Source organism: Parageobacillus galactosidasius, assembly GCF_002217735.1.
GTDB classification, from domain to species: Bacteria; Bacillota; Bacilli; order Bacillales; family Anoxybacillaceae; genus Parageobacillus_B; species Parageobacillus_B toebii.
The window spans coordinates 791,648-809,588 of the sequence record NZ_NDYL01000001.1 but is presented as its reverse complement, the minus strand read 5'-3'; the positions used below and the strand labels follow the sequence as shown (position 1 = coordinate 809,588).

Sequence of the window (17,941 nt, the reverse complement as noted above, 5' to 3'; positions counted from 1 at the left end):
GGAAGAGCTTGTTGGCTTTTGTTCGCAGTGCGGCAAACCGATACATTGTTTTCATGGTTTCTTAAACGGCGTCATTTGCGACGAAAAAGAAACATTATACTGTTTTCAATGTCACGAGAAAAAAGAAAAAATGCAGAAAACCTAACAATAAACAAAATAGAAAGCGCTATCATAGAAAGATAAAAAGAATCACAGCTATTTGTGCTGTGATTCTTTTTTGTTTATTCTTCTTTTGTCAGATCGGCGACCGGAAGCGCTTCTCCCTCGCCGTGTGTCGGTTTACGCAAATGGAATAGCGCTTTTACGCTGAACCCCATAATCACGATGACACCAATTAAGAAAATCGTATCTGGAACAGCACGGATCAGATTCAAGTTTTGCACAATATCTTGTTGTAAAAACTCTGGAGAGCGAGATGCCCAATAGCCTTTTTCAAAAGCTTCTTTAATTTGCAGAATGCCGACTGGCAACAACGTCACTGCAATCATCCCTGCAAGCCCGATATTGAGCATCCAGCATGCAAATTTTAATAATTTATCGTTCCATGCTTCCGGTTTCACGATATTGCGCAATGAGTAAAGCAGCACGGCAATACCGAACATTCCGTAAACACCCATCATCGATCCATGGCCGTGGGCTGGTGTTAAAAATTGCCCGTGTTCAAAGTAGCTGACTGCCGGCAAGTTGATAAGGAATCCAAGCACACCCGCGCCGACTAAGTTCCAAATTGCCGTAGCAATTAAGAACCAGAATGTCGATTTATAAGGGAAGTTAACCCCGCCGTCGCGCATCATTTTATACTGTTCATATGCTTCTAAAATCAGCAATGTAAGCGGAATGACTTCGAGTGCTGAGAAGACGGCGCCAAGCGCGATCCATATTTCCGCCGAACCGTTGTAATAATAGTGGTGGCCGATACCGATGACCCCGCTGCCAAGCAAAATCGTAAATTGGAAATATAATGCTCTTACTGTAGATTTTTTTGTAACAAGTCTCAATTGCACTAACAAAAAGCCGATAACAACAACCGCAAACACTTCGAAAATTCCTTCTACCCACAAATGGATAATCCACCAGCGCCAGAAATCTGCCATTGTAAAGTTCGTGTCTGGCTTAATAAAGAACGCAAAGATGTAAAAGAACGGCACCGCAATTGCAGAATAGAACAATAAGTGAATTAGTCCGCCTTTATCACTTTCCCGCTTTAATCCGCTCTTAATGCCGCGGAAGACGATAAACAGCCAAATAAGCATACCTACTACTAAGATAATTTGCCAAATGCGTCCAAGCTCAAGATATTCCCAACCTTGATGGCCGAGCAAGAACCAGTTGTTTCCTAAATATCCGTTTACTCCAAGCCATTGGCCGATCATGCTGCCGCCGACAAGAACGACAAGCGCCCAGAACAAAATGTCAACAAGAAGCCCTTGTTTTTTCGGTTCATGTCCGCCGACAAGCGGTGCGATAAAAATCCCCATACCTAACCATGATGTTGCAATCCAAAAAATTGCTAGTTGTAAATGGTAACCTTTTGCAATGTTAAACGGCAGTAAATCGTGAATCCATTTGATGCCGAAAAAGCTGTCTGGTTCTACATAATAATGGGCAAGCAACGCGCCAAACATCGATTGAACGAAAAACAGCACGGCTACGATTGTAAAGTATTTTGCTGATTTCGCTTGCGAAGGGGTTAATGGCTGCTTGCGCAAATCGATAACTGGAAACTGTCCTTCTTTATATGCTTCTTGCATGCTCAATTGATAACGATAGAAGAAGTACAAAATAATCGCAACAAATAAAATTAAGATGGTCACACTTGCACCGCTCCACCACATGGCGGAAAACGTCATTGTATTTCCTGCATCTTCGTAATAAGGCCAGTTGTTGGTGTACGTAATATTGTCACCGATACGCGGAGTGCTTGATAACCAAGCTGTCCAGAAGAAGAAATCGGCAATTTGCTGAATTTGATCGCTGTCCGCAACCCAAGCGCGATTTGTTTTTGGCATATCCGATTCTTTAATCAACCCTTTTTGCAAGCCCCAACCATCACCGTTTGTAAATACATCGCGGTAATAGTCACGAACTTTTTGAAGCCCATATACTTGTGCATCTGTTAACACAAGCACATCGGTAACCGGATTGTAGCGGTTTTTCCGCATTTCTTTAATAACTTTATCCCGAACGATTGTTTTTTCATCTTTGGATAGCTCAGAGAATGGCTTATCATACAGTTCTTTTGCTTTATACTCTTGCATTCCTTCCGTATAAATCTTCAATGCTTCTGCTGTATAATCCGGCCCCATGTAAGAACCATGTCCAAGCACTGTACCGTAATCCATTAATCCGTATTTCTGGAACACGGACTGCCCACCGATAATTGTTTCTTTCGTCATTAATACGTCGCCGCTTTCGCTTCGGACCTCTTTCGGTCTTGGCGCCATTTCTTTAAAAATCCAGTATCCGCCAACTAGCAAGACGGTAAAACTGATCAAAATGGTAAAAATTAATATAGATTTAAGAAAACTATTTTGTGTTCGACGTTCAGGACGTGGAGACGTACGAACCGATCGATTAATTTCCATAAATAACCACCTTCCTATCATTAAATTCGCCTTCATTGTAACGCTGCAAATGGGATTAGAATGTGAGGTACGGCAAACGTTCGCTATGATTTTCATCACTATGATTTACGTCACAACTCTTTTATGGAAAATGTTATAAAATTAAGTTGGAGGAAGCATTGTTCCTTCTTATTGCTTAAAACAATACGACTATTTTTTTATATATAAATTTAAGGAGAGATTATCTATGACAAATAATTGGATGAAAGAGAGATTAAAAAGCGTTCCGCTTTTCCGTGAATTATCCGATCATGAGCTTGAATCGCTTGTGGCTATTTCTCATGTGCGCGTCTATAAACCGCGGACGTTTGTATTTATGCAAGGAGACCCGCTCGAGCGTGTCTATTTCATTCATTCCGGGACGGTAAAAATTTATAAAACCGATATGAGCGGGAAAGAACAAATCATCTCGATTTTGCAGACAGGCGAAATGTTTCCGCATACCGGTTTTTTCTTAAAAGGTTCGTACCCTGCGCACGCGGAAGTCATCGACGAAGCGACGTTAATTGCGATCCCAATCGCTGACTTCGAACAAACGTTAATTTGCTATCCAGAGGTATGCATTAAATTATTTCGCGTCATGGGCGAAAAAATCGTTGACTTGCAAAAACGTTTAGAAGAACAAATTCTTCATAACACATATGAACAAATTATTATGCTTCTGTTGCGCTTAACAAAAACAAATGCGGTACCGCAAGGGAAATTTTACCGTTTGACTGCTCATGTGACGAATCGAGAGCTTGCCAACATGATCGGCACCTCACGGGAAACGGTAAGCCGAACGCTTAGCCAATTAAAGCGAAAAGGATTGATTGATATTAATGAAGATGGATTTTACCTTATTGATAAAGAAGGATTGGAAAAAGAAATCTTTTTCTAATGGATGTGATAAAAATCACAACGCTTGAAAATGAAAATTACTATCATAAAAAACAAAGGAGGGATTTCGTTGGGAAAGATTGTAGAGTTGGATGTCCGCGAAGATTTACAAAAGAAAATCGAACCGTTTGAAAAAATTATGAACACAATTAAACCGCTTCAAGCGGGGGATACGTTTATTCTGCATGCGCCGTTTAAACCGATTCCGCTTTTTCCGATTATGAAAGCAAAAGGATTTACGTATGAAGCGGAACAGATTGGGAAAAAACATTGGAAAGTCACGTTCGTAAAACAGGGGTGAGAACGATGATTCTTGACAATCGCGGGTTAGAGCCGCCGCAACCAATGATGAGAACATTGGCGGCGTTAGGGAAACTGCAGCCTGGAGAAACGTTAACCATCATTAACGACCGCCGCCCGATGTTTTTATACGAACAACTTGATGAGCTTGGCTATAAATACGAAACGACAGAACGCGAGGATGGCAGCTTCCAAATTACGATTACAAAAGGATGACCATCATGATTCCAACAAATACTGCATATGAAACAAATATTCGTCTTCCTTTTTTATTTATCTTGTTTGGTGTCATTGCTTTTGTTGCATCACAAACAGTCGCACTCATTGCCGGACCAGCCATGGTAAACGGAGCGTTCCGCCTGCCGATCGTCTGGGCGGCGGCGCATTTCGCCGTGCTCGGTTTTGCGCTGATGGTTGCGATGGGAGCGATGTACCAGCTCGTTCCAGTTGCGTTTTTGACACCAATTTGGAGCGAGCGGTTAGGATTTGTACAATTTTTTATTACAGCAGCCGGAATCGTATTATTTTCTGCCAACTTAGCGTTTAATGCGCACTTCGCCTTTTTCCCAGGGTTGTTGCTTGTGCTTGGCATCATGCTCTTTCTTTTTCAAATGGCAATGACATTGCGGAAACAGGCGAAAAAAAATATTATGACATTGTTTGTCAGCTCGGCACTTGCTTGTTTATTATTTACGATTGTCTTGGGACTGACGCTTGCCTTTCATTTTTGGAGCGGCAGACAAACGATGGATCATCTTTTTGCTTTAAAAACACATATCTTATTTGGCGTGTTCGGCTGGTTTACTCTGCTTATTATCGGTTTTTCCTATAAAATGGTGCCGATGTTTTCTCTCGCGCATGGGTTTTCGATGACGTTGGCGCGATATGTATACATCGTTTATATGACGGGGCTTGCCGTTACATTTATCAGCTTTTTCATAAATGGACGATCGGTTTTCATCTCCGGTGCTGGGCTTTTATTTATTGCATTCGCACTATTCGCTTATCATATATGGTCGATTTTGCAAAAACGGATGAAGAAAAAACTGGACCGCCCATTTCAGTTTGCTTTGCTTGCCATTGCGATTGCCTTTATCCTGCACGGGACAGCATTTATTTTATCGTTTTTCGGCAATCTTCACGGAATTGCGATTGTGATTTACGGCTATATACTTGGCTGGATTATGTTAAGCATCATCGGCTATTTATATAAAATTGTTCCGTTTTTATGGTGGACGCACCGCTACAGCAAAAAGATCGGCCAAGAAAATGTGCCGACGTTAAAACAAATGATGAATGAGAAATGGACTGTTGTTCAATGTGTATTGTTTATCATTAGCGTTATCGGTGTCGTAGCTGCATTGACTGTTTCCAGTCCGACGATATTTTATGCTGCCCAAGGTGCATTGACATTGTTTTCTCTTCTCTTTGCCGGGACGATTCTTTCGGTTTTGTGGAAATAAAAAGGAGGCTATAATCATGGATATTCGCGAATTGGTACTTCAGCAGCTTCGAACGGTTATTGACCCAGAACTGGGGATCAATGTCGTGGATTTAGGGTTAATTTATGATTTGCAAATTAATGATGGAAACATATATATTTTAATGACGCTTACGACACCGGGCTGCCCGCTTCACGACTCCATCGTCGGCGGTGTGAAACGTGCGCTCGAACATATCGATGGAATCCGCGATGTACAAGTACAAATTACATGGAATCCGCCTTGGACTCCGGAACGAATGAGTGAAGAAGCGCTGCGGCAATTAGGGCATTTTTCATAACTTTTTTGGGAAAATGTCCCGTCCGCTTTTACCCCTCCGATAATGTTGTAACGGCTATGCCATAAGCATAGCCGTTTTTTTCTTACACATGTTTCGTAAACCATTTCACCGTTTCTAAAAACGCTTCCCTTGTCACTTTATGCCCTGCCGTATCATCGGAAATAAACTTCAAATTTTCTTCTTTTCCTTGATAAAGCGGTTTTATTTGTTCATAAAACTCATATGTATAAGAATAAGGGACAACTTGGTCGCACTTTCCATGCCAAATAAGAAGCGGACGGCCCGCTAATTTCTCCGGCTGTCTAGAAAGGTCATATTTCATTAATCGCGCCTTTTCCCGCTTTAGTTGTTCATCGGAAAGCGGAATCGCCACTCCCATTTTTTTGCCTGTTTCAATTAAGGCGTCAAAAAATGCTTCATACATTGGATTTCCCATCAGCGAAACGGCCGCTTTAATCCATGGATACACGGCAAGTGCGCCAAATGTGACAATCCCCCCCATCGATGTACCGGCAAGTCCTATCCGATCCGGCTGAATGAGATTGCGAAGTTCTAATTCCTCTTTGATTTTTTTAATTTCCGTAATCGTACGCGTCACAATATTCCAGAACGCCAATTGCAGCTCACGCTCAGATAAAGACGAATCTCGTTCACCGTGATGCAGCGCATCCGGCAAAATCACGCGGTATCCCGCCTCGGCAAGCAAGTACCCAAAGTGCAAATTATGTTCTTTTGCACTTGTAAATCCATGAATAAACAAAATAAACGGCAATCGTTCTTCCCGCTTTTCTTTTTTTACGACATGAAGCACAGGCACTTGGGCAACGGTTTCTTTTTCAATGATGACCATGATCCCAAAACTCCTTCATTCTTTTTTCTATAGTGTAACATGTAGACAAGAATTTTGGAAAAGAGTTACACTATATTAGAAAAGATCCAAAAAAACAAAATGATGATAAATATAGTAGTGACCTTAAACTCATGATCGTATATACTTTAAAAAAACAATGTAAAGGGAGTTATTATGAAACAATATTTAATTGCGTTGGATTTAGATGGTACGTTATTAAAAGATGACAAAACGATTTCCCCATTTACCAAAGAAATGATTTTGCGCGCAAAAGAAGAAGGGCATCTTGTCGTGATTGCAACTGGAAGACCTTATCGCGCCAGCAAAATGTACTATGAAGAGCTTGGACTCACAACGCCAATTGTCAACTTTAACGGGGCGTTCGTCCATCACCCTGCCGACCATTCATGGGGGATCCGTCATTTTCCGCTTCCGCTCCAAACCGTAAAAGACATTATTGAAGTAAGTGAAACGTACTCGATTAAAAATATTTTAGCCGAAGTGATGGACGATGTATACTTTCATGAACATGATGAAATACTGCTAGATATTGTCCGGCTTGGCAACCCGGCCATCGAAATCGGCGACTTGCGCTATGCATTAAAAGATGATCCAACGAGCATCCTTATTCATACAGACAAACAACATGTCGACCAAATACAGTCGTACTTATCCGACGTTCATGCGAACGTATTGCATCATCGGCGCTGGACCGAGCCATGGCATATCATTGAAATCGTTCGCGCCGGCGTTCATAAAGCGTTTGGACTCAAGCAAATCGCTGATTATTTCCATATCCCTAGAGAACGGGTCATCGCTTTTGGAGACGAAGATAACGATTTAGAAATGATCGAATGGGCAGGTCATGGCATTGCGATGGGCAACGCGATTGAGCCCCTCAAACAAATCGCCAACGATGTGACTGCAACAAATGAAGAAGATGGCATCGGTATTTATTTAAAATCAATGTTAAAGCTGTAACGAATTGCCTTATTACAATCCCCCCTATACGGTTACACTATCCATGACGCAATACTGCGTCTTTATTTTTTCAAGGGGGGAATACGTCTTGGGTAAACGAAATAAATCGAAACGCTTCATTCAACAAAGCGTCGATGCGGTAGAAAAACATGACGAACGAATCCCTTACCACATGACATACGCTGAAGCGGAAGAGCGCAAAATGCAAAAAGCGTTTGAAACGTCGCTTGGAGGCGAATAACGATGGGCAATCGATTGTTTCAAGAAGCGCGCAAAGCGGTCATGCAGGCAAAACAAGCAGCAAACGGCCAAGCGGATATCGACTTGGATCGCGCGATCGCCATAGCAAAAAACGCCTTATCTTCTGCCTATGCTCATTCCAGCTTGGCAGAAAAAGCGCAGTTGCGTCAATTCCAGGAAGAACTTGATCAACTCACTCAGTAAAGGTTGCGGCGCTCGTCCGCAACCTTTTTATAGGAAAGAAAAATTGTCTTTTTTCATCATAATCGCTACACTAAAATATATCTTATCTTAACTTTATAAGAGGTGGATGCAGTGTCGATTCAAATTATTACGGACAGTGGCAGCGATCTCCCACATTCTTATTTGCAGAAGCATAACATCGCGTTTCTGCCGCTTCTTGTCCATTTCAATGGCGAAGAATACGAAGACTTTATTACCATTGAACCAAAACAAGTATATGACGCGATGCGCAACGGACAAATCGTGAAAACGGCGCAAGCGAATCCGCTAAAAATGAAAGAACTATTTACCAAGTACGCAAAAGAAAACCGCCCTTGTCTATATATCGCGTTTTCCTCGCAATTATCTGGTACATATCAAACCGCGATGGCGATTCGCAGCGAAGTGCTTGAAGAATATCCTGAGTTTCAGCTAACGATTATCGATTCGAAGTGCGCGTCGCTCGGACAAGGACTTGTGGTGATGAAAGCGGCGGAACTCGCAGAAAGAGGAATGCCGTACAACCTATTATGCGAAACGATTGCTTCTTACTGCCGCCATATGGAACATATTTTTACGGTTGACAATTTAGAATTTTTGGCGCGCGGCGGGCGAATTAGCAAAACCGCAGCAATGGTCGGCGGCCTTTTAAACATTAAGCCGCTTCTCCATGTCGAAGACGGCAAACTTATTCCGCTGGAGAAATTACGCGGCCGCAAAAAAGTGTTAAAGCGCATGGTCGAAATCATGGGCGAACGCGGCGACGATCTGCAAAAACAAGTGATCGGCATCAGCCACGGCGACGACGAAGAAGCCGCATTGGAATTAAAGCAGCTTATTGAAAAAACATATGGCTGCACGCGCTTTTTCATCACCGAAATCGGCGGTGCGATCGGCGCGCACGCCGGTCCGGGCACATTGGCGCTCTTTTTCTTGAACAAATATATTGAGGTATAAGTCCTTCTTTTCCACGCATACTAATGGTGTACACCGTGGATAAAGGAGTGCACGCCAATTATGTCACATACAAGCGATAACGATAAAAAAGCACGAGACAACAACGCGAAACGCCATGAAAAAAACATGTTGCGCGAAAAAAACCGCCAGGCTGGGAAATTTGCGTACTCGAAGAAGACGGATCATTTATAAAATTCGGCTGTCCTTTTATACTGGACAGCCTCTTTTCTTTGCCGAGAAGACCCCCACCTCTAAGCGAAGCGTAGGTGGAGGATGAATCGGCATTTTTTGTTTTTTTAGTAATTTTAATAGTTGAAAAGCGTTCTTCTTCTGTCATAAATGAACGGAGGGGGGCTTGGGGCCTTTGAGCAACAACAGACAAAGGAAACAAAAATCCCCCACTTCCACCGGCCTTAGCCGGTAAGTGGGGATAGTTCAATTTCATTCCATCCGAAATTTTGCCATCACCTCATGCAGTTCATCCGTCAATTGTCTTAGTTTCGTTACTTTCTCCACCATTTTTTCAAACGCTGTCAGCTGTTCTGCCATCGAAGCGGCAATTTCTTCGCTGCCGGCCGCCGACTGTTCGACGACGGCGCTGATGCTTTCCACATTTTGCAATACTTTCTCCTCTAACTGTTTCGACATGATAACATCATCGACAAGTGCTTGAATATCGGCGGAAATGCCGGCGACTTTGTCCTCGATTTCGGCAAACGCCTTCGTTGTTGTTTCAATCGATTGCGATTGCTGCTCGGCGATTTTTACCGCTCGGGCAACGGTTTCGGAAACCGTGGAAATGCCATGCTTAATCAGCGAAACTGTTTCAAAAATTTGTTTTGTCGCCTGTGCGGATTGCTCGGCAAGCTTGCGCACTTCTTCCGCGACAACAGCAAATCCTTTCCCCGCTTCTCCCGCTCTTGCGGCTTCAATGGCCGCGTTTAACGCCAACAAATTCGTTTGTTCCGCAATATCGGATACCACCTTTGCCATTTGTTCAATGTTGGCGGCGTAGCTCGTAAATTCATTCGTCGCCTGTTCAATCGACAATGTCGCTTCATTGCTTTCGCGAATGAAGTGCATTTGTTGTTCCATCGCTTTTTGGCCATGTTGAATCGCTTCGACAGCCGTCTCGCTGTAATGTGCTGTCTGTTCGGTTCGCTCCGCTGTTTTGGCAAACGTATCATCCATTTTTTCAATCTGCTGTACTGCTTGCTGCAATTCTTCAGAGATGCTTTGCGCTCCAGCGGACAACTCATTGGTGGATAACGCAACTTGCCGGTTGATCTCCGTAAGCATTTTATTTTCTGTTTCGATTTCTTTTGCAAATGTTTCCACTTGTTGACTAACCACTTCTACCGAACGAAGCAGACGCTTCAACTCCTCGACCATTGTATGAAATGCCACATTTAATGCACCTAACTCATCGTTTTGTTTATAGTCAATGCGCTCAACAAGCAAATTGCCCCCCGCAATTTCGACCGCATTGTGGGCAAGCTGCTTGAGCGGATTCGTAATCGAGCGCGTCAGCCGTAGACTCATAGCACCTGACACAACGATGAGCGCGATGCTGCCGATGACCGCCGTCCAAATGACAAAACGGATTTGTGCCTGTAAATCACGCTGGAGCTCCTTGTAGTAATCATTCGTATACAATTGCAGCGTGTAAATATCATTGACCGCCCCTTCGATTCGCATCGCTTGCCGTCTTGCTTCCGATACATCGCGATGTTCAAGAGCGGCAAGCGACGCATTATGCACTTCGGCAAATTTTTGTTTTGCTTTTTCTAATAGCACGCGAAATTCCTTTTGTTTCAATGATTTTTCTAATTCGCCAATCAGCTTTTCTGTCGTTTCGATTTGCGCTAGCACTTCTTGCTTATTTCCTTCCGTCATATTGTAGGCGGCGTTGTTTAAGCTCTGCTTTGCCGATTTCATGCTTGCCTCGAGCTTTTCTATCGTCAGCAAAACCGGAACGATATCTTTATTCGTTGCCTGAATCGACAACATATTGACGATGATGAACCCCATCAATACGGTCGATGCGATAAGCGAAAGAAACGAATGAAGCCACAATTTTCTGCGAATTGTCATTCTAATCCCCTTTTCTGTATTACTTTGTCGCCACTTTGCCGTCCACAATGTTTTGTTTCCACTGTTCGAGCAGCTGTTGTTTTTGGTCATCCCATGGGATAACGCGAATCGGTGCGAGCCCAACTCCATCTTCCGCTAATCCAAGCTGAACAGTGCCGGTTGGCAATTCCCCTTTTTCCACGTATTGTTTTAACACGCGAAACAAGGCGACATCGACATTTTTGACCATTGATGTCACAACCGCTTTTTCCGCGTAAAAATATTGGTCGCTGTCAACGCCAATCGCATACACACCTCGTGCTTCCGCTTCCCGAAGCGCGCCAACTCCCGTAAATCCTGCCGCCGTATACACGACATCACTCTTTTGGTCGAACATTTCTCTAGCAATTTGGGCGCCGAGCTTGTCATTTCCGAAATCACCTGCATACACGATGTGAACGGAGGCGGACGGCTTCACGGCGTGAACCCCTTTTTCAAACCCCGCCGCAAATTTACGAATCAATGGCACATCCGCCCCACCGATAAACCCGAGGCGGTTTGTTTTTGTCACAAGCGCCGCCAACACTCCGGCAAGAAAGCTTCCTTCATCTTCTTTAAACGTAATCGATGTCACGTTTGGCAAATCAGAAACAGAGTCAACTAAAATAAAACGCTGCTTTGGATATTGTTTTGCCACTTTTTCCAAATCCTCTTGCACCATAAAGCCAAGGCCAATGACGACATCATTGCCATCTTTAATAAGCTCCTTCAATCCTTGTTCATACGTTTTCGTATCTTTCAATTCACGATAATCAAAAATGATGCCTAGTTCATCACGCGCTTTCATTAATCCGCGAAATGCCGAGTCGCTAAACGATTGATCTCCAAGTCCGACGTCCGACAACATAATCCCGACTTTGATACTATCTTTTTTCGTTACCGTCTCTTTCGTCGAACAACCAGTCATCATCAAAATAACCAATAACGCAATAACAAGATGCCATATACGTCTTTGTTTTTTCATTTGTTCGTCCCCTTCTTTTCATGGTGTCCATTATTGTTTATCGGCATCATTCTACATTTGTTGAGTTTTTTGCATAAAAAAAGCAAAGCTGTAATTGGCTTTGCTTTTTATTATCGCTTGATATACGTCCATCCATCTTTTTGATATACTTTGTCTTCTTTCATTAATCGTCCTAATGCTCGTTTAAAGGCGGCCTTGCTCATATGAAAGCGCGCTTGGATATCGTCCGGGTCGCTTTTGTCGTGATACGGCATCGCTCCGCCGCGGCTTTCTAAGTACGTATAAATGGCTGCCGCATCTTCGTCGATGCTTTCATGCTTGCGCGACAGTAAGGAGACATTGACCGTCCCATCCTCTTTGACGGCGATAATCCGCCCTTCCACTGCTTCACCGAGGCGCGGCGCGTTTCGCCACTGGGATTCATGTACAAATCCAAGGTAGCCGACATCAGAGATAAGGAAAGCTCCCACCTTAATCACGCGGTAGACGCGCCCGCGAATGTTTTGATTGAACGCTGATTCCGGCGCTTTCACGGCGATTTGTTTCATCGTTTCATCATCCGCTAGTTTAGCAAGCAGCCGTCCTCGTTTATCCGTTTTTAACGAACAATATAATTGATCCCCTCGCTTCGGCCATTGCGAGCGGAGCGGCGGCAAATCATCGATGGACACGAGCATATCTTTGGAAATGCCAATATCGACAAAGACGCCCAATTTCGGAACGATGTCGACCACTTCAACCCAGTCGTATTTGTGGTTCGTAATTTTCGGCATTTTCATGGTAGCGCACAGCTGTCCGTCGTGGTCATGATATAAAAATACCGTTGCCTCGTTGTCGACCGCAAGCGTTGTATTCGCTTCTCTTTTATGCAGCATCACTTCCTCCGTGCCGTTCGTCAAAAAGCAGCCAAACGGCATTTCCCGTTTTACCGTTAATGTCATGATTTCTCCAGGAATTAATCGTTTCATTGCAATCTCTTCCTTTGTCTATATTTTCACGCTTATTATTTCCCACTCCAATGGACAATTCTGCATAAAACACAGTTTTTCCCATCATCACAAGAGCACCTCCACGTCGTTCGGCTTCCCCTCCTTTTCTTGTTGTGTCCCTTGCCACATTTTACTATAATAAAATAAAAAATGCTGGAGGTTGTGTATGTCGAAAGAAAGTTCCTTTGATATTGTATCGAAAGTCGACTTATCGGAAGTCACCAATGCGATCAACATCGCGATGAAAGAAATTAAAAACCGCTATGACTTTAAAGGCAGCAAAAGCGACATTTCGCTAGACAAAGACGAACTCATCCTTATTTCCGACGATGAATTTAAATTAGAGCAGCTAAAAGACGTGCTCATCGGCAAGCTCATTAAACGCGGCGTGCCGACGAAAAACATCCAATACGGCAAAATTGAGCCAGCTTCTGGGGGCACAGTGCGCCAGCGCGCCAAACTTGTGCAAGGCATCGATAAAGAAAACGCGAAAAAAATCAACACGATCATTAAAAACACTGGCCTGAAAGTGAAAAGCCAAGTACAGGACGATCAAATCCGCGTCAGCGGCAAAAGCAAAGATGACTTGCAAAAGGTCATCGCTGCGATTCGCGAAGCGGACTTGCCGATTGATGTGCAGTTTGTGAATTATCGATAAGCGGATGAGGCAAGCCTCCATCCGCTTTTTGTTTTACAAGCAGAACGATAGAAAATTTGAAGGAGAAGCCAGCTGGCAAGCTCCCTATAATTCTTATAGCAAGAAAAAAACAGCTCATCTTTTGGGAAAAGCGAGCGCATGATATCAGGTACTGAAGTAAGCAGGCGGCCTCTACATGCTAACCACCGCCCAACGAGCACACCAAACACAATGAAGGCGAGTGCCATGTCGACAATCGGCTCGGCGAGTCGCATCGCTTCTCCTTCCCCACCGGAGCGGCCAAGCGCCGCAGCAATTAAAGCAAGACGGATAAAATGGTCCTTAATCCGTTATCGATATTTCTGGATGGTGAATATCCACGATGTGCGTCTTCACTGTGCCCCCGAGATGACGGCGTATGGAGGAAGCCAATTCTTCCAGCGCTTTGTAAAGAACCTCATTCCTTGTTTCATCAATCGATTCGATGCAAAGGAAGGCGTGCTTCGTCTGTTCGGTGAGCATCGTTCGTTGGGCTTCCCGCCAATTCCAGCAGCGGCATATGGCGCCCACGTCATCTTTATACACGATTTCTCCTTCATACGGCAGGTCGTTTTCCTCGCCTCCCAACGGGATGAACGGTTCATGACCATCCGCCAGCGCCAGCCGGATGTCGCCGACAAACGTGTCGATATCCTCCCCTCCGCATGGAAGCCCGTAACGCAATGAAACAGAATTATAAATATCCACAAGCGGGTTGATCGTTCGGATGTGCTGACCGTTTTTCACTCGTTTCAGCAGCGCTTCAACCGAACAACGCGCCCCTTTTTTCGTTTTGAATCGCCGAAACGCCTCTCGCCAAACAACGATGACGGGGTTGCGGCTCAATTCTTCAAACTCCAGGAATTTCCGCGCCTCTTTCTCCGCCTCTCGCAGCATTTGTTCGTAAACGCTGGCATTCTTGATGCCGTTGTCAATCCCTTGGGCAACGACCACACCGATTTTGGCGTGGGGAAATATGGCCCAAACATCGTCTTCAACAACAAAACGTGTCATCATCCACTCCTCCATTCTCTTACGGTTTTGAAGGGCTCGCCAAGGCGGAGAATAGTCCTAACAAGATATAGCAACAGCCCGCCACCCGGTTCATCACCTTCATGCTTCCTTTCTTGGCAGCCAGCCGTTTGCGGATGCCCGCGGCCAACATGGCGTACAAGCTGTCATTTAGCAAGGCGAGAACAACAAATATCGCCCCTAAAAGCAAAAATTGACCAGCCACCAATCCAGCAGAAGGCGAAATAAATTGCGGAAAAAAGGCAAGAAAAAAGAGCGCTGTTTTTGGATTGGTCACTTCGACAAATAGAGATTCGTAAAACACTTGCGCCAATGTTTTCTCCTTGGCCTTCGTGTTCGGGATTTCCTCATCCTTGGTGGAAGCAAAAAATAACGTTTTGCCTCCCAAATAGATAAGATAAACGGCTCCTAAATATTTGATCATCGTAAAGGCAGCCGCCGATGTCATCAAAATCGCGGAAACGCCCACGGCTCCAAGGACAACATGGACAGCGCCACCCAATGCCACGCCAAACACCGCTACAACTCCTGCTTTCGTTCCTTGACCGATGCTTCTAGACACAATGTACAATACCGCCGATCCGGGGACGATGAGCAGTGCCGCGGCTGCCACTATAAACACACCGATCGTCGAAAGCCCCATCCTCACATCTCACTCCTTCATTTTCTATTTCACTGCTGTTGCTTTTTCATCAGGGAAGCGATTCGCTTTTCGTTTTCAAATGGCATTTGCTCGAGTTGCTTGATGATCCGTTCTTGTCGGTATGCAGGATGATTTTGGCTTAACTTGGCTTTTCCCTCGATTCGCTTGATGATGATTTTGAAGGCTTGAATTCCTTTGTTCATGCCGGACAGCATCCCGGCATCGACCTCTGACAGCTGGTAACGGCTGCCCGGCGCTTCGTATTTTTCTACCATATCGTGCAGCGACTGCATGATTTCTTCTTCATCGTCGATCAACTCCACGTTCCCGTACACATGGACATTCACATAATTCCATGTTGGCACCGCCTGGTTCGTTTCATACCAGGAAGGAGAAATATAACAATGCGGACCGTGGAAAATCGCCAAGACCGTCTGACGTTGAATGTCGTTCCATTGCGGATTAGAACGGGCAAAATGGCCGTACAAACACGTTTTCTCCCGATCGAGCAACAGCGGCAAATGGGTAGCAAACAGCTCCCCTTGATGCATCGACACCAAGGTGGCAAAACTGTTCTCCTCGATCACCTCATAGACGACAGACATATCGTTGATGGCAAAATGCTTCGGAATATACATCAGTCCTCTCCCCCATCTTTTCAATTACAGCATTCCATTCTTCACAATGTATAATATAATCAAAACTGACATAAAAAAAGTGACAATAACAAAAAAATAAACATGTCAGGAGGATGAACATGAAGACGATCATTTTTGACTTGAAGGACGGCTCGCCTAAATACAAGCAAATCTACGAAAAATTGAAATCATTGATTGAACAAGGCGACATTCAAGCCAATGAGCCGCTACCTTCCATTCGCCAACTCGCCGAATCATTGAATGTCAGCCGGAACACAACTTTAATGGCTTACGAACAGCTGGTAGCGGAAGGATATATTCGCGCGGAAAAACGAAAAGGGTATTTTGCCAATGAAGTGGAACCTCTCTTCATTCCAAAAGCCCGCATTTCTGCACGCCAATCGGCAAGGGAAGCAGCAACGTCCGTTGTTGTCGATTTTCGCGCCGATACCGTCGATGCCGATCATTTTCCCGTTAAAGCATGGAGAAGAATTTCCAATCAAGTATTGACGGCCAAAGGATGTTTCCGCTATGGGGATCCGTTTGGGGAATTATGCTTGCGCAAGCAAATCGCCATCTACCTTCTCGAATCCCGCGGGGTGATCACAGAGCCAAACGCCATCATCATCGGAAGCAGCACGCAGCAAATGCTTCTCTCCCTTGGCTATATTCTAAAAGATGAATTCAACAGCGTGATCGTCGAAGACCCTGGTTATGACGGCGCCAGAGAAGCGTTTTTGTTTCACCGCTTTCAGCTGGAAACGGTGCCTGTTTCCGAAACCGTCATCGATCTTTCACCGCTCGAGAACAGGCGATCGCGGCTCATCTATGTCACCCCTTCACATCAAAGCCCGATGGGAGTCAGCATGCCGATCCAGCAACGGCACAGGCTCATTCAATGGGTGAACAACGTCGATGGCTATATTATCGAGGACGATTACGACAGCGAATTCCGTTACACGCAAAAGCCGTTTCCTGCTCTTGCTTCCATTGATTCCACAAAAGTCATTTATCTGGGCAATTTCTCAAAATCGTTTCTGCCTGGGATTCGCTTAAGCTACATGGTGTTGCCGCCGTCGCTTTTGTACCGTTATCAGCAGCAGTTTCGCCTTTTCGAAAGCACTGCGTCCATCCTCAGCCAATTGGCGATGGCCAAATTTATGGAGGAGGGGGAATGGGGCCGCCATATTAAACGCATGCGCCTCGTGTACAAACGAAAAATGGAGCATTTAACATCACTACTGCGAAAAGCATTTGGGGATATGATCCCCATTATTGGCGAACAGTCCGGTTTATACGTGTTAATCAAAGTTCATTCCGATTGTTCAGAAGAACAGCTACTTCAACGCGCCCTATCGTGTGGGGTAAAAGTGTATCCCACTTCGCGCTATTTTGTGAACCAACGGCCAGACCGACCCATGATCAAGCTCGGTTTTAGCGGCTTGTCGCTCGAGGATATTGAGCTTGGAGTAAAACTGCTCAAAAAAGCATGGTGTTGACGACGACTTCACGGAAAACGCCCCTCTTTTTACACAAGCTCACGGAATCCCTGTCTTGGCGTGTATTTTTGATCGGTTTCTAATGTCACGTTAATTTTAAATATTTACATTTTTTTGTTTTTTTTTGTATAATACACTTAAGTTTGAAAAAGAAAGGGGAAAGAGAATATGGGTGGAAAAAATCATAGACCAACGAAAGGACTGGCTATTACCACCGCTTTATCTGCTCAGTGCGCTTGGGCTATAGGGCAAGGCATTACTCATTTGTGGCAAGCGAATTCTGAACTAGAAAAACTGTAGTTGAGCAATTTTAATTACAATAATTACCATGTAAAAGAGACAAACAGGGTACCCCTTATGCCACGTGGAGCTGTTTTTTCACGGTATCAATGGGAATATTTTGTTTCGCTGCACGGTAAATATTCATGAGACATGAACCTCCTTGTGAATAGTTTTGGTGACACATCTATTCTAATCAAGGAATCGGGTTCATGTCTCTTTTTTTGTTTGGTTGTAAATTTATGTTAGCGAA

General features: G+C 44.4%; 21 protein-coding genes. 12 read left to right on the top strand and 9 right to left on the bottom strand.

Annotated elements, in window-relative coordinates:
- Window positions 1-221: 221 nt before the first annotated feature.
- Window positions 222-2,585 carry a nitric-oxide reductase large subunit gene (locus B9L23_RS04315; protein ID WP_062753799.1) on the bottom strand — a complete coding sequence of 788 codons (2,364 nt, stop codon included), beginning with the start codon at window positions 2,583-2,585 and terminating at the stop codon, window positions 222-224.
- 226 nt (window positions 2,586-2,811) lie between these two features.
- Between B9L23_RS04315 and B9L23_RS04310 the strand changes: the two genes are divergently transcribed.
- From B9L23_RS04310 to B9L23_RS04290, 5 genes are all read left to right on the top strand, one after another.
- Entirely contained in the window at window positions 2,812-3,504 is a 693-nt protein-coding gene (locus B9L23_RS04310) for a Crp/Fnr family transcriptional regulator (RefSeq protein WP_089096939.1), read from the top strand.
- Between the two features lie 69 nt (window positions 3,505-3,573).
- The gene (locus B9L23_RS04305) at window positions 3,574-3,804 is read left to right on the top strand and encodes a DUF2249 domain-containing protein (protein WP_171699043.1); all 231 of its coding nucleotides are present in this window, start codon (window positions 3,574-3,576) and stop codon (window positions 3,802-3,804) included.
- 5 nt (window positions 3,805-3,809) lie between these two features.
- The gene (locus B9L23_RS04300; RefSeq protein ID WP_062677780.1) at window positions 3,810-4,019 is read left to right on the top strand and encodes a DUF2249 domain-containing protein; all 210 of its coding nucleotides are present in this window, start codon (window positions 3,810-3,812) and stop codon (window positions 4,017-4,019) included.
- Between the two features lie 5 nt (window positions 4,020-4,024).
- On the top strand, window positions 4,025-5,266 hold the full coding sequence (locus B9L23_RS04295) for a hypothetical protein (RefSeq protein WP_089096938.1): 1,242 nt from the start codon (window positions 4,025-4,027) through the stop codon (window positions 5,264-5,266).
- Window positions 5,267-5,282: 16 nt separating this feature from the next.
- The gene (locus B9L23_RS04290) at window positions 5,283-5,585 is read left to right on the top strand and encodes a metal-sulfur cluster assembly factor (RefSeq protein ID WP_012749411.1); all 303 of its coding nucleotides are present in this window, start codon (window positions 5,283-5,285) and stop codon (window positions 5,583-5,585) included.
- 82 nt (window positions 5,586-5,667) lie between these two features.
- On the opposite strand, the gene yjfP is transcribed toward B9L23_RS04290, so the two are convergent.
- Window positions 5,668-6,435, bottom strand: a complete 768-nt coding sequence (yjfP, locus tag B9L23_RS04285) for an esterase (RefSeq protein ID WP_081189471.1) — start codon at window positions 6,433-6,435, stop codon at window positions 5,668-5,670.
- A gap of 174 nt (window positions 6,436-6,609) precedes the next feature.
- Between yjfP and B9L23_RS04280 the strand changes: the two genes are divergently transcribed.
- From B9L23_RS04280 to B9L23_RS04265, 5 genes are all read left to right on the top strand, one after another.
- Window positions 6,610-7,416 (top strand): Cof-type HAD-IIB family hydrolase, encoded by an 807-nt coding sequence (locus tag B9L23_RS04280; RefSeq protein ID WP_062753809.1) that lies wholly within the window; start codon window positions 6,610-6,612, stop codon window positions 7,414-7,416.
- 88 nt (window positions 7,417-7,504) lie between these two features.
- Window positions 7,505-7,657: a hypothetical protein gene (locus tag B9L23_RS20285; protein WP_012749408.1), complete on the top strand. Its 153-nt coding sequence runs from the start codon at window positions 7,505-7,507 to the stop codon at window positions 7,655-7,657.
- Between the two features lie 2 nt (window positions 7,658-7,659).
- Window positions 7,660-7,860 carry a DUF3813 domain-containing protein gene (locus tag B9L23_RS04275; RefSeq protein ID WP_012749407.1) on the top strand — a complete coding sequence of 67 codons (201 nt, stop codon included), beginning with the start codon at window positions 7,660-7,662 and terminating at the stop codon, window positions 7,858-7,860.
- A 111-nt stretch (window positions 7,861-7,971) separates the two neighbouring features.
- A complete protein-coding gene (locus B9L23_RS04270; RefSeq protein ID WP_081189470.1) occupies window positions 7,972-8,835 on the top strand; it encodes a DegV family protein in 864 nt (287 codons plus the stop codon).
- 60 nt (window positions 8,836-8,895) lie between these two features.
- On the top strand, window positions 8,896-9,027 hold the full coding sequence (locus B9L23_RS04265; RefSeq protein ID WP_012749405.1) for a DUF3941 domain-containing protein: 132 nt from the start codon (window positions 8,896-8,898) through the stop codon (window positions 9,025-9,027).
- A 249-nt stretch (window positions 9,028-9,276) separates the two neighbouring features.
- Here the strand turns inward: B9L23_RS04265 and B9L23_RS04260 are convergent, their stop codons facing one another.
- The 3 genes from B9L23_RS04260 to B9L23_RS04250 form a co-directional block, all read right to left on the bottom strand.
- Window positions 9,277-10,929 carry a methyl-accepting chemotaxis protein gene (locus tag B9L23_RS04260; RefSeq protein ID WP_089096937.1) on the bottom strand — a complete coding sequence of 551 codons (1,653 nt, stop codon included), beginning with the start codon at window positions 10,927-10,929 and terminating at the stop codon, window positions 9,277-9,279.
- Window positions 10,930-10,948: 19 nt separating this feature from the next.
- Complete coding sequence (locus B9L23_RS04255; protein ID WP_089096936.1) at window positions 10,949-11,932, bottom strand: BMP family lipoprotein; 984 nt, start codon at window positions 11,930-11,932, stop codon at window positions 10,949-10,951.
- 110 nt (window positions 11,933-12,042) lie between these two features.
- Entirely contained in the window at window positions 12,043-12,900 is an 858-nt protein-coding gene (locus tag B9L23_RS04250; protein ID WP_171699039.1) for a CvfB family protein, read from the bottom strand.
- A 187-nt stretch (window positions 12,901-13,087) separates the two neighbouring features.
- Between B9L23_RS04250 and B9L23_RS04245 the strand changes: the two genes are divergently transcribed.
- Complete coding sequence (locus B9L23_RS04245) at window positions 13,088-13,579, top strand: YajQ family cyclic di-GMP-binding protein (protein WP_062753820.1); 492 nt, start codon at window positions 13,088-13,090, stop codon at window positions 13,577-13,579.
- On the opposite strand, the gene B9L23_RS04240 is transcribed toward B9L23_RS04245, so the two are convergent.
- The 4 genes from B9L23_RS04240 to B9L23_RS04225 all read right to left on the bottom strand — a co-directional run bounded on the left by B9L23_RS04240 (window position 13,570) and on the right by B9L23_RS04225 (window position 15,910).
- Window positions 13,570-13,833, bottom strand: a complete 264-nt coding sequence (locus B9L23_RS04240; RefSeq protein WP_021322546.1) for a hypothetical protein — start codon at window positions 13,831-13,833, stop codon at window positions 13,570-13,572. The two genes, B9L23_RS04245 and B9L23_RS04240, sit on opposite strands and share 10 nt — an antisense overlap.
- Window positions 13,834-13,900: 67 nt before the next feature.
- A complete protein-coding gene (locus tag B9L23_RS04235) occupies window positions 13,901-14,611 on the bottom strand; it encodes a B3/B4 domain-containing protein (RefSeq protein ID WP_089096935.1) in 711 nt (236 codons plus the stop codon).
- Window positions 14,612-14,630: 19 nt separating this feature from the next.
- Window positions 14,631-15,272 (bottom strand): LysE family translocator, encoded by a 642-nt coding sequence (locus B9L23_RS04230; protein WP_068895626.1) that lies wholly within the window; start codon window positions 15,270-15,272, stop codon window positions 14,631-14,633.
- 29 nt (window positions 15,273-15,301) lie between these two features.
- Window positions 15,302-15,910, bottom strand: a complete 609-nt coding sequence (locus tag B9L23_RS04225) for an FMN-binding negative transcriptional regulator (protein WP_011230242.1) — start codon at window positions 15,908-15,910, stop codon at window positions 15,302-15,304.
- A gap of 119 nt (window positions 15,911-16,029) precedes the next feature.
- On the opposite strand from B9L23_RS04225, the gene pdxR reads away from it, so the two are divergent.
- A complete protein-coding gene (pdxR, locus tag B9L23_RS04220) occupies window positions 16,030-17,409 on the top strand; it encodes a MocR-like pyridoxine biosynthesis transcription factor PdxR (RefSeq protein WP_089096934.1) in 1,380 nt (459 codons plus the stop codon).
- Window positions 17,410-17,941 lie beyond the last annotated feature (532 nt).

Coding starts and splice junctions, on each gene's coding strand:
- B9L23_RS04225 (WP_011230242.1), bottom strand. CDS start 15,910: ATGTATATTCCGAAGCATTTTGCCATCAACGATATGTCTGTCGTCTAT.
- B9L23_RS04265 (WP_012749405.1), top strand. CDS start 8,896: ATGTCACATACAAGCGATAACGATAAAAAAGCACGAGACAACAACGCG.
- B9L23_RS04315 (WP_062753799.1), bottom strand. CDS start 2,585: ATGGAAATTAATCGATCGGTTCGTACGTCTCCACGTCCTGAACGTCGA.
- B9L23_RS04240 (WP_021322546.1), bottom strand. CDS start 13,833: ATGCGACTCGCCGAGCCGATTGTCGACATGGCACTCGCCTTCATTGTG.
- B9L23_RS04280 (WP_062753809.1), top strand. CDS start 6,610: ATGAAACAATATTTAATTGCGTTGGATTTAGATGGTACGTTATTAAAA.
- B9L23_RS04295 (WP_089096938.1), top strand. CDS start 4,025: ATGATTCCAACAAATACTGCATATGAAACAAATATTCGTCTTCCTTTT.
- B9L23_RS04260 (WP_089096937.1), bottom strand. CDS start 10,929: ATGACAATTCGCAGAAAATTGTGGCTTCATTCGTTTCTTTCGCTTATC.
- B9L23_RS04245 (WP_062753820.1), top strand. CDS start 13,088: ATGTCGAAAGAAAGTTCCTTTGATATTGTATCGAAAGTCGACTTATCG.
- B9L23_RS04255 (WP_089096936.1), bottom strand. CDS start 11,932: ATGAAAAAACAAAGACGTATATGGCATCTTGTTATTGCGTTATTGGTT.
- B9L23_RS04250 (WP_171699039.1), bottom strand. CDS start 12,900: ATGAAACGATTAATTCCTGGAGAAATCATGACATTAACGGTAAAACGG.
- pdxR (WP_089096934.1), top strand. CDS start 16,030: ATGAAGACGATCATTTTTGACTTGAAGGACGGCTCGCCTAAATACAAG.
- B9L23_RS04300 (WP_062677780.1), top strand. CDS start 3,810: ATGATTCTTGACAATCGCGGGTTAGAGCCGCCGCAACCAATGATGAGA.
- B9L23_RS04235 (WP_089096935.1), bottom strand. CDS start 14,611: ATGACACGTTTTGTTGTTGAAGACGATGTTTGGGCCATATTTCCCCAC.
- B9L23_RS04275 (WP_012749407.1), top strand. CDS start 7,660: ATGGGCAATCGATTGTTTCAAGAAGCGCGCAAAGCGGTCATGCAGGCA.
- B9L23_RS04290 (WP_012749411.1), top strand. CDS start 5,283: ATGGATATTCGCGAATTGGTACTTCAGCAGCTTCGAACGGTTATTGAC.
- B9L23_RS04230 (WP_068895626.1), bottom strand. CDS start 15,272: ATGGGGCTTTCGACGATCGGTGTGTTTATAGTGGCAGCCGCGGCACTG.
- yjfP (WP_081189471.1), bottom strand. CDS start 6,435: ATGGTCATCATTGAAAAAGAAACCGTTGCCCAAGTGCCTGTGCTTCAT.
- B9L23_RS04310 (WP_089096939.1), top strand. CDS start 2,812: ATGACAAATAATTGGATGAAAGAGAGATTAAAAAGCGTTCCGCTTTTC.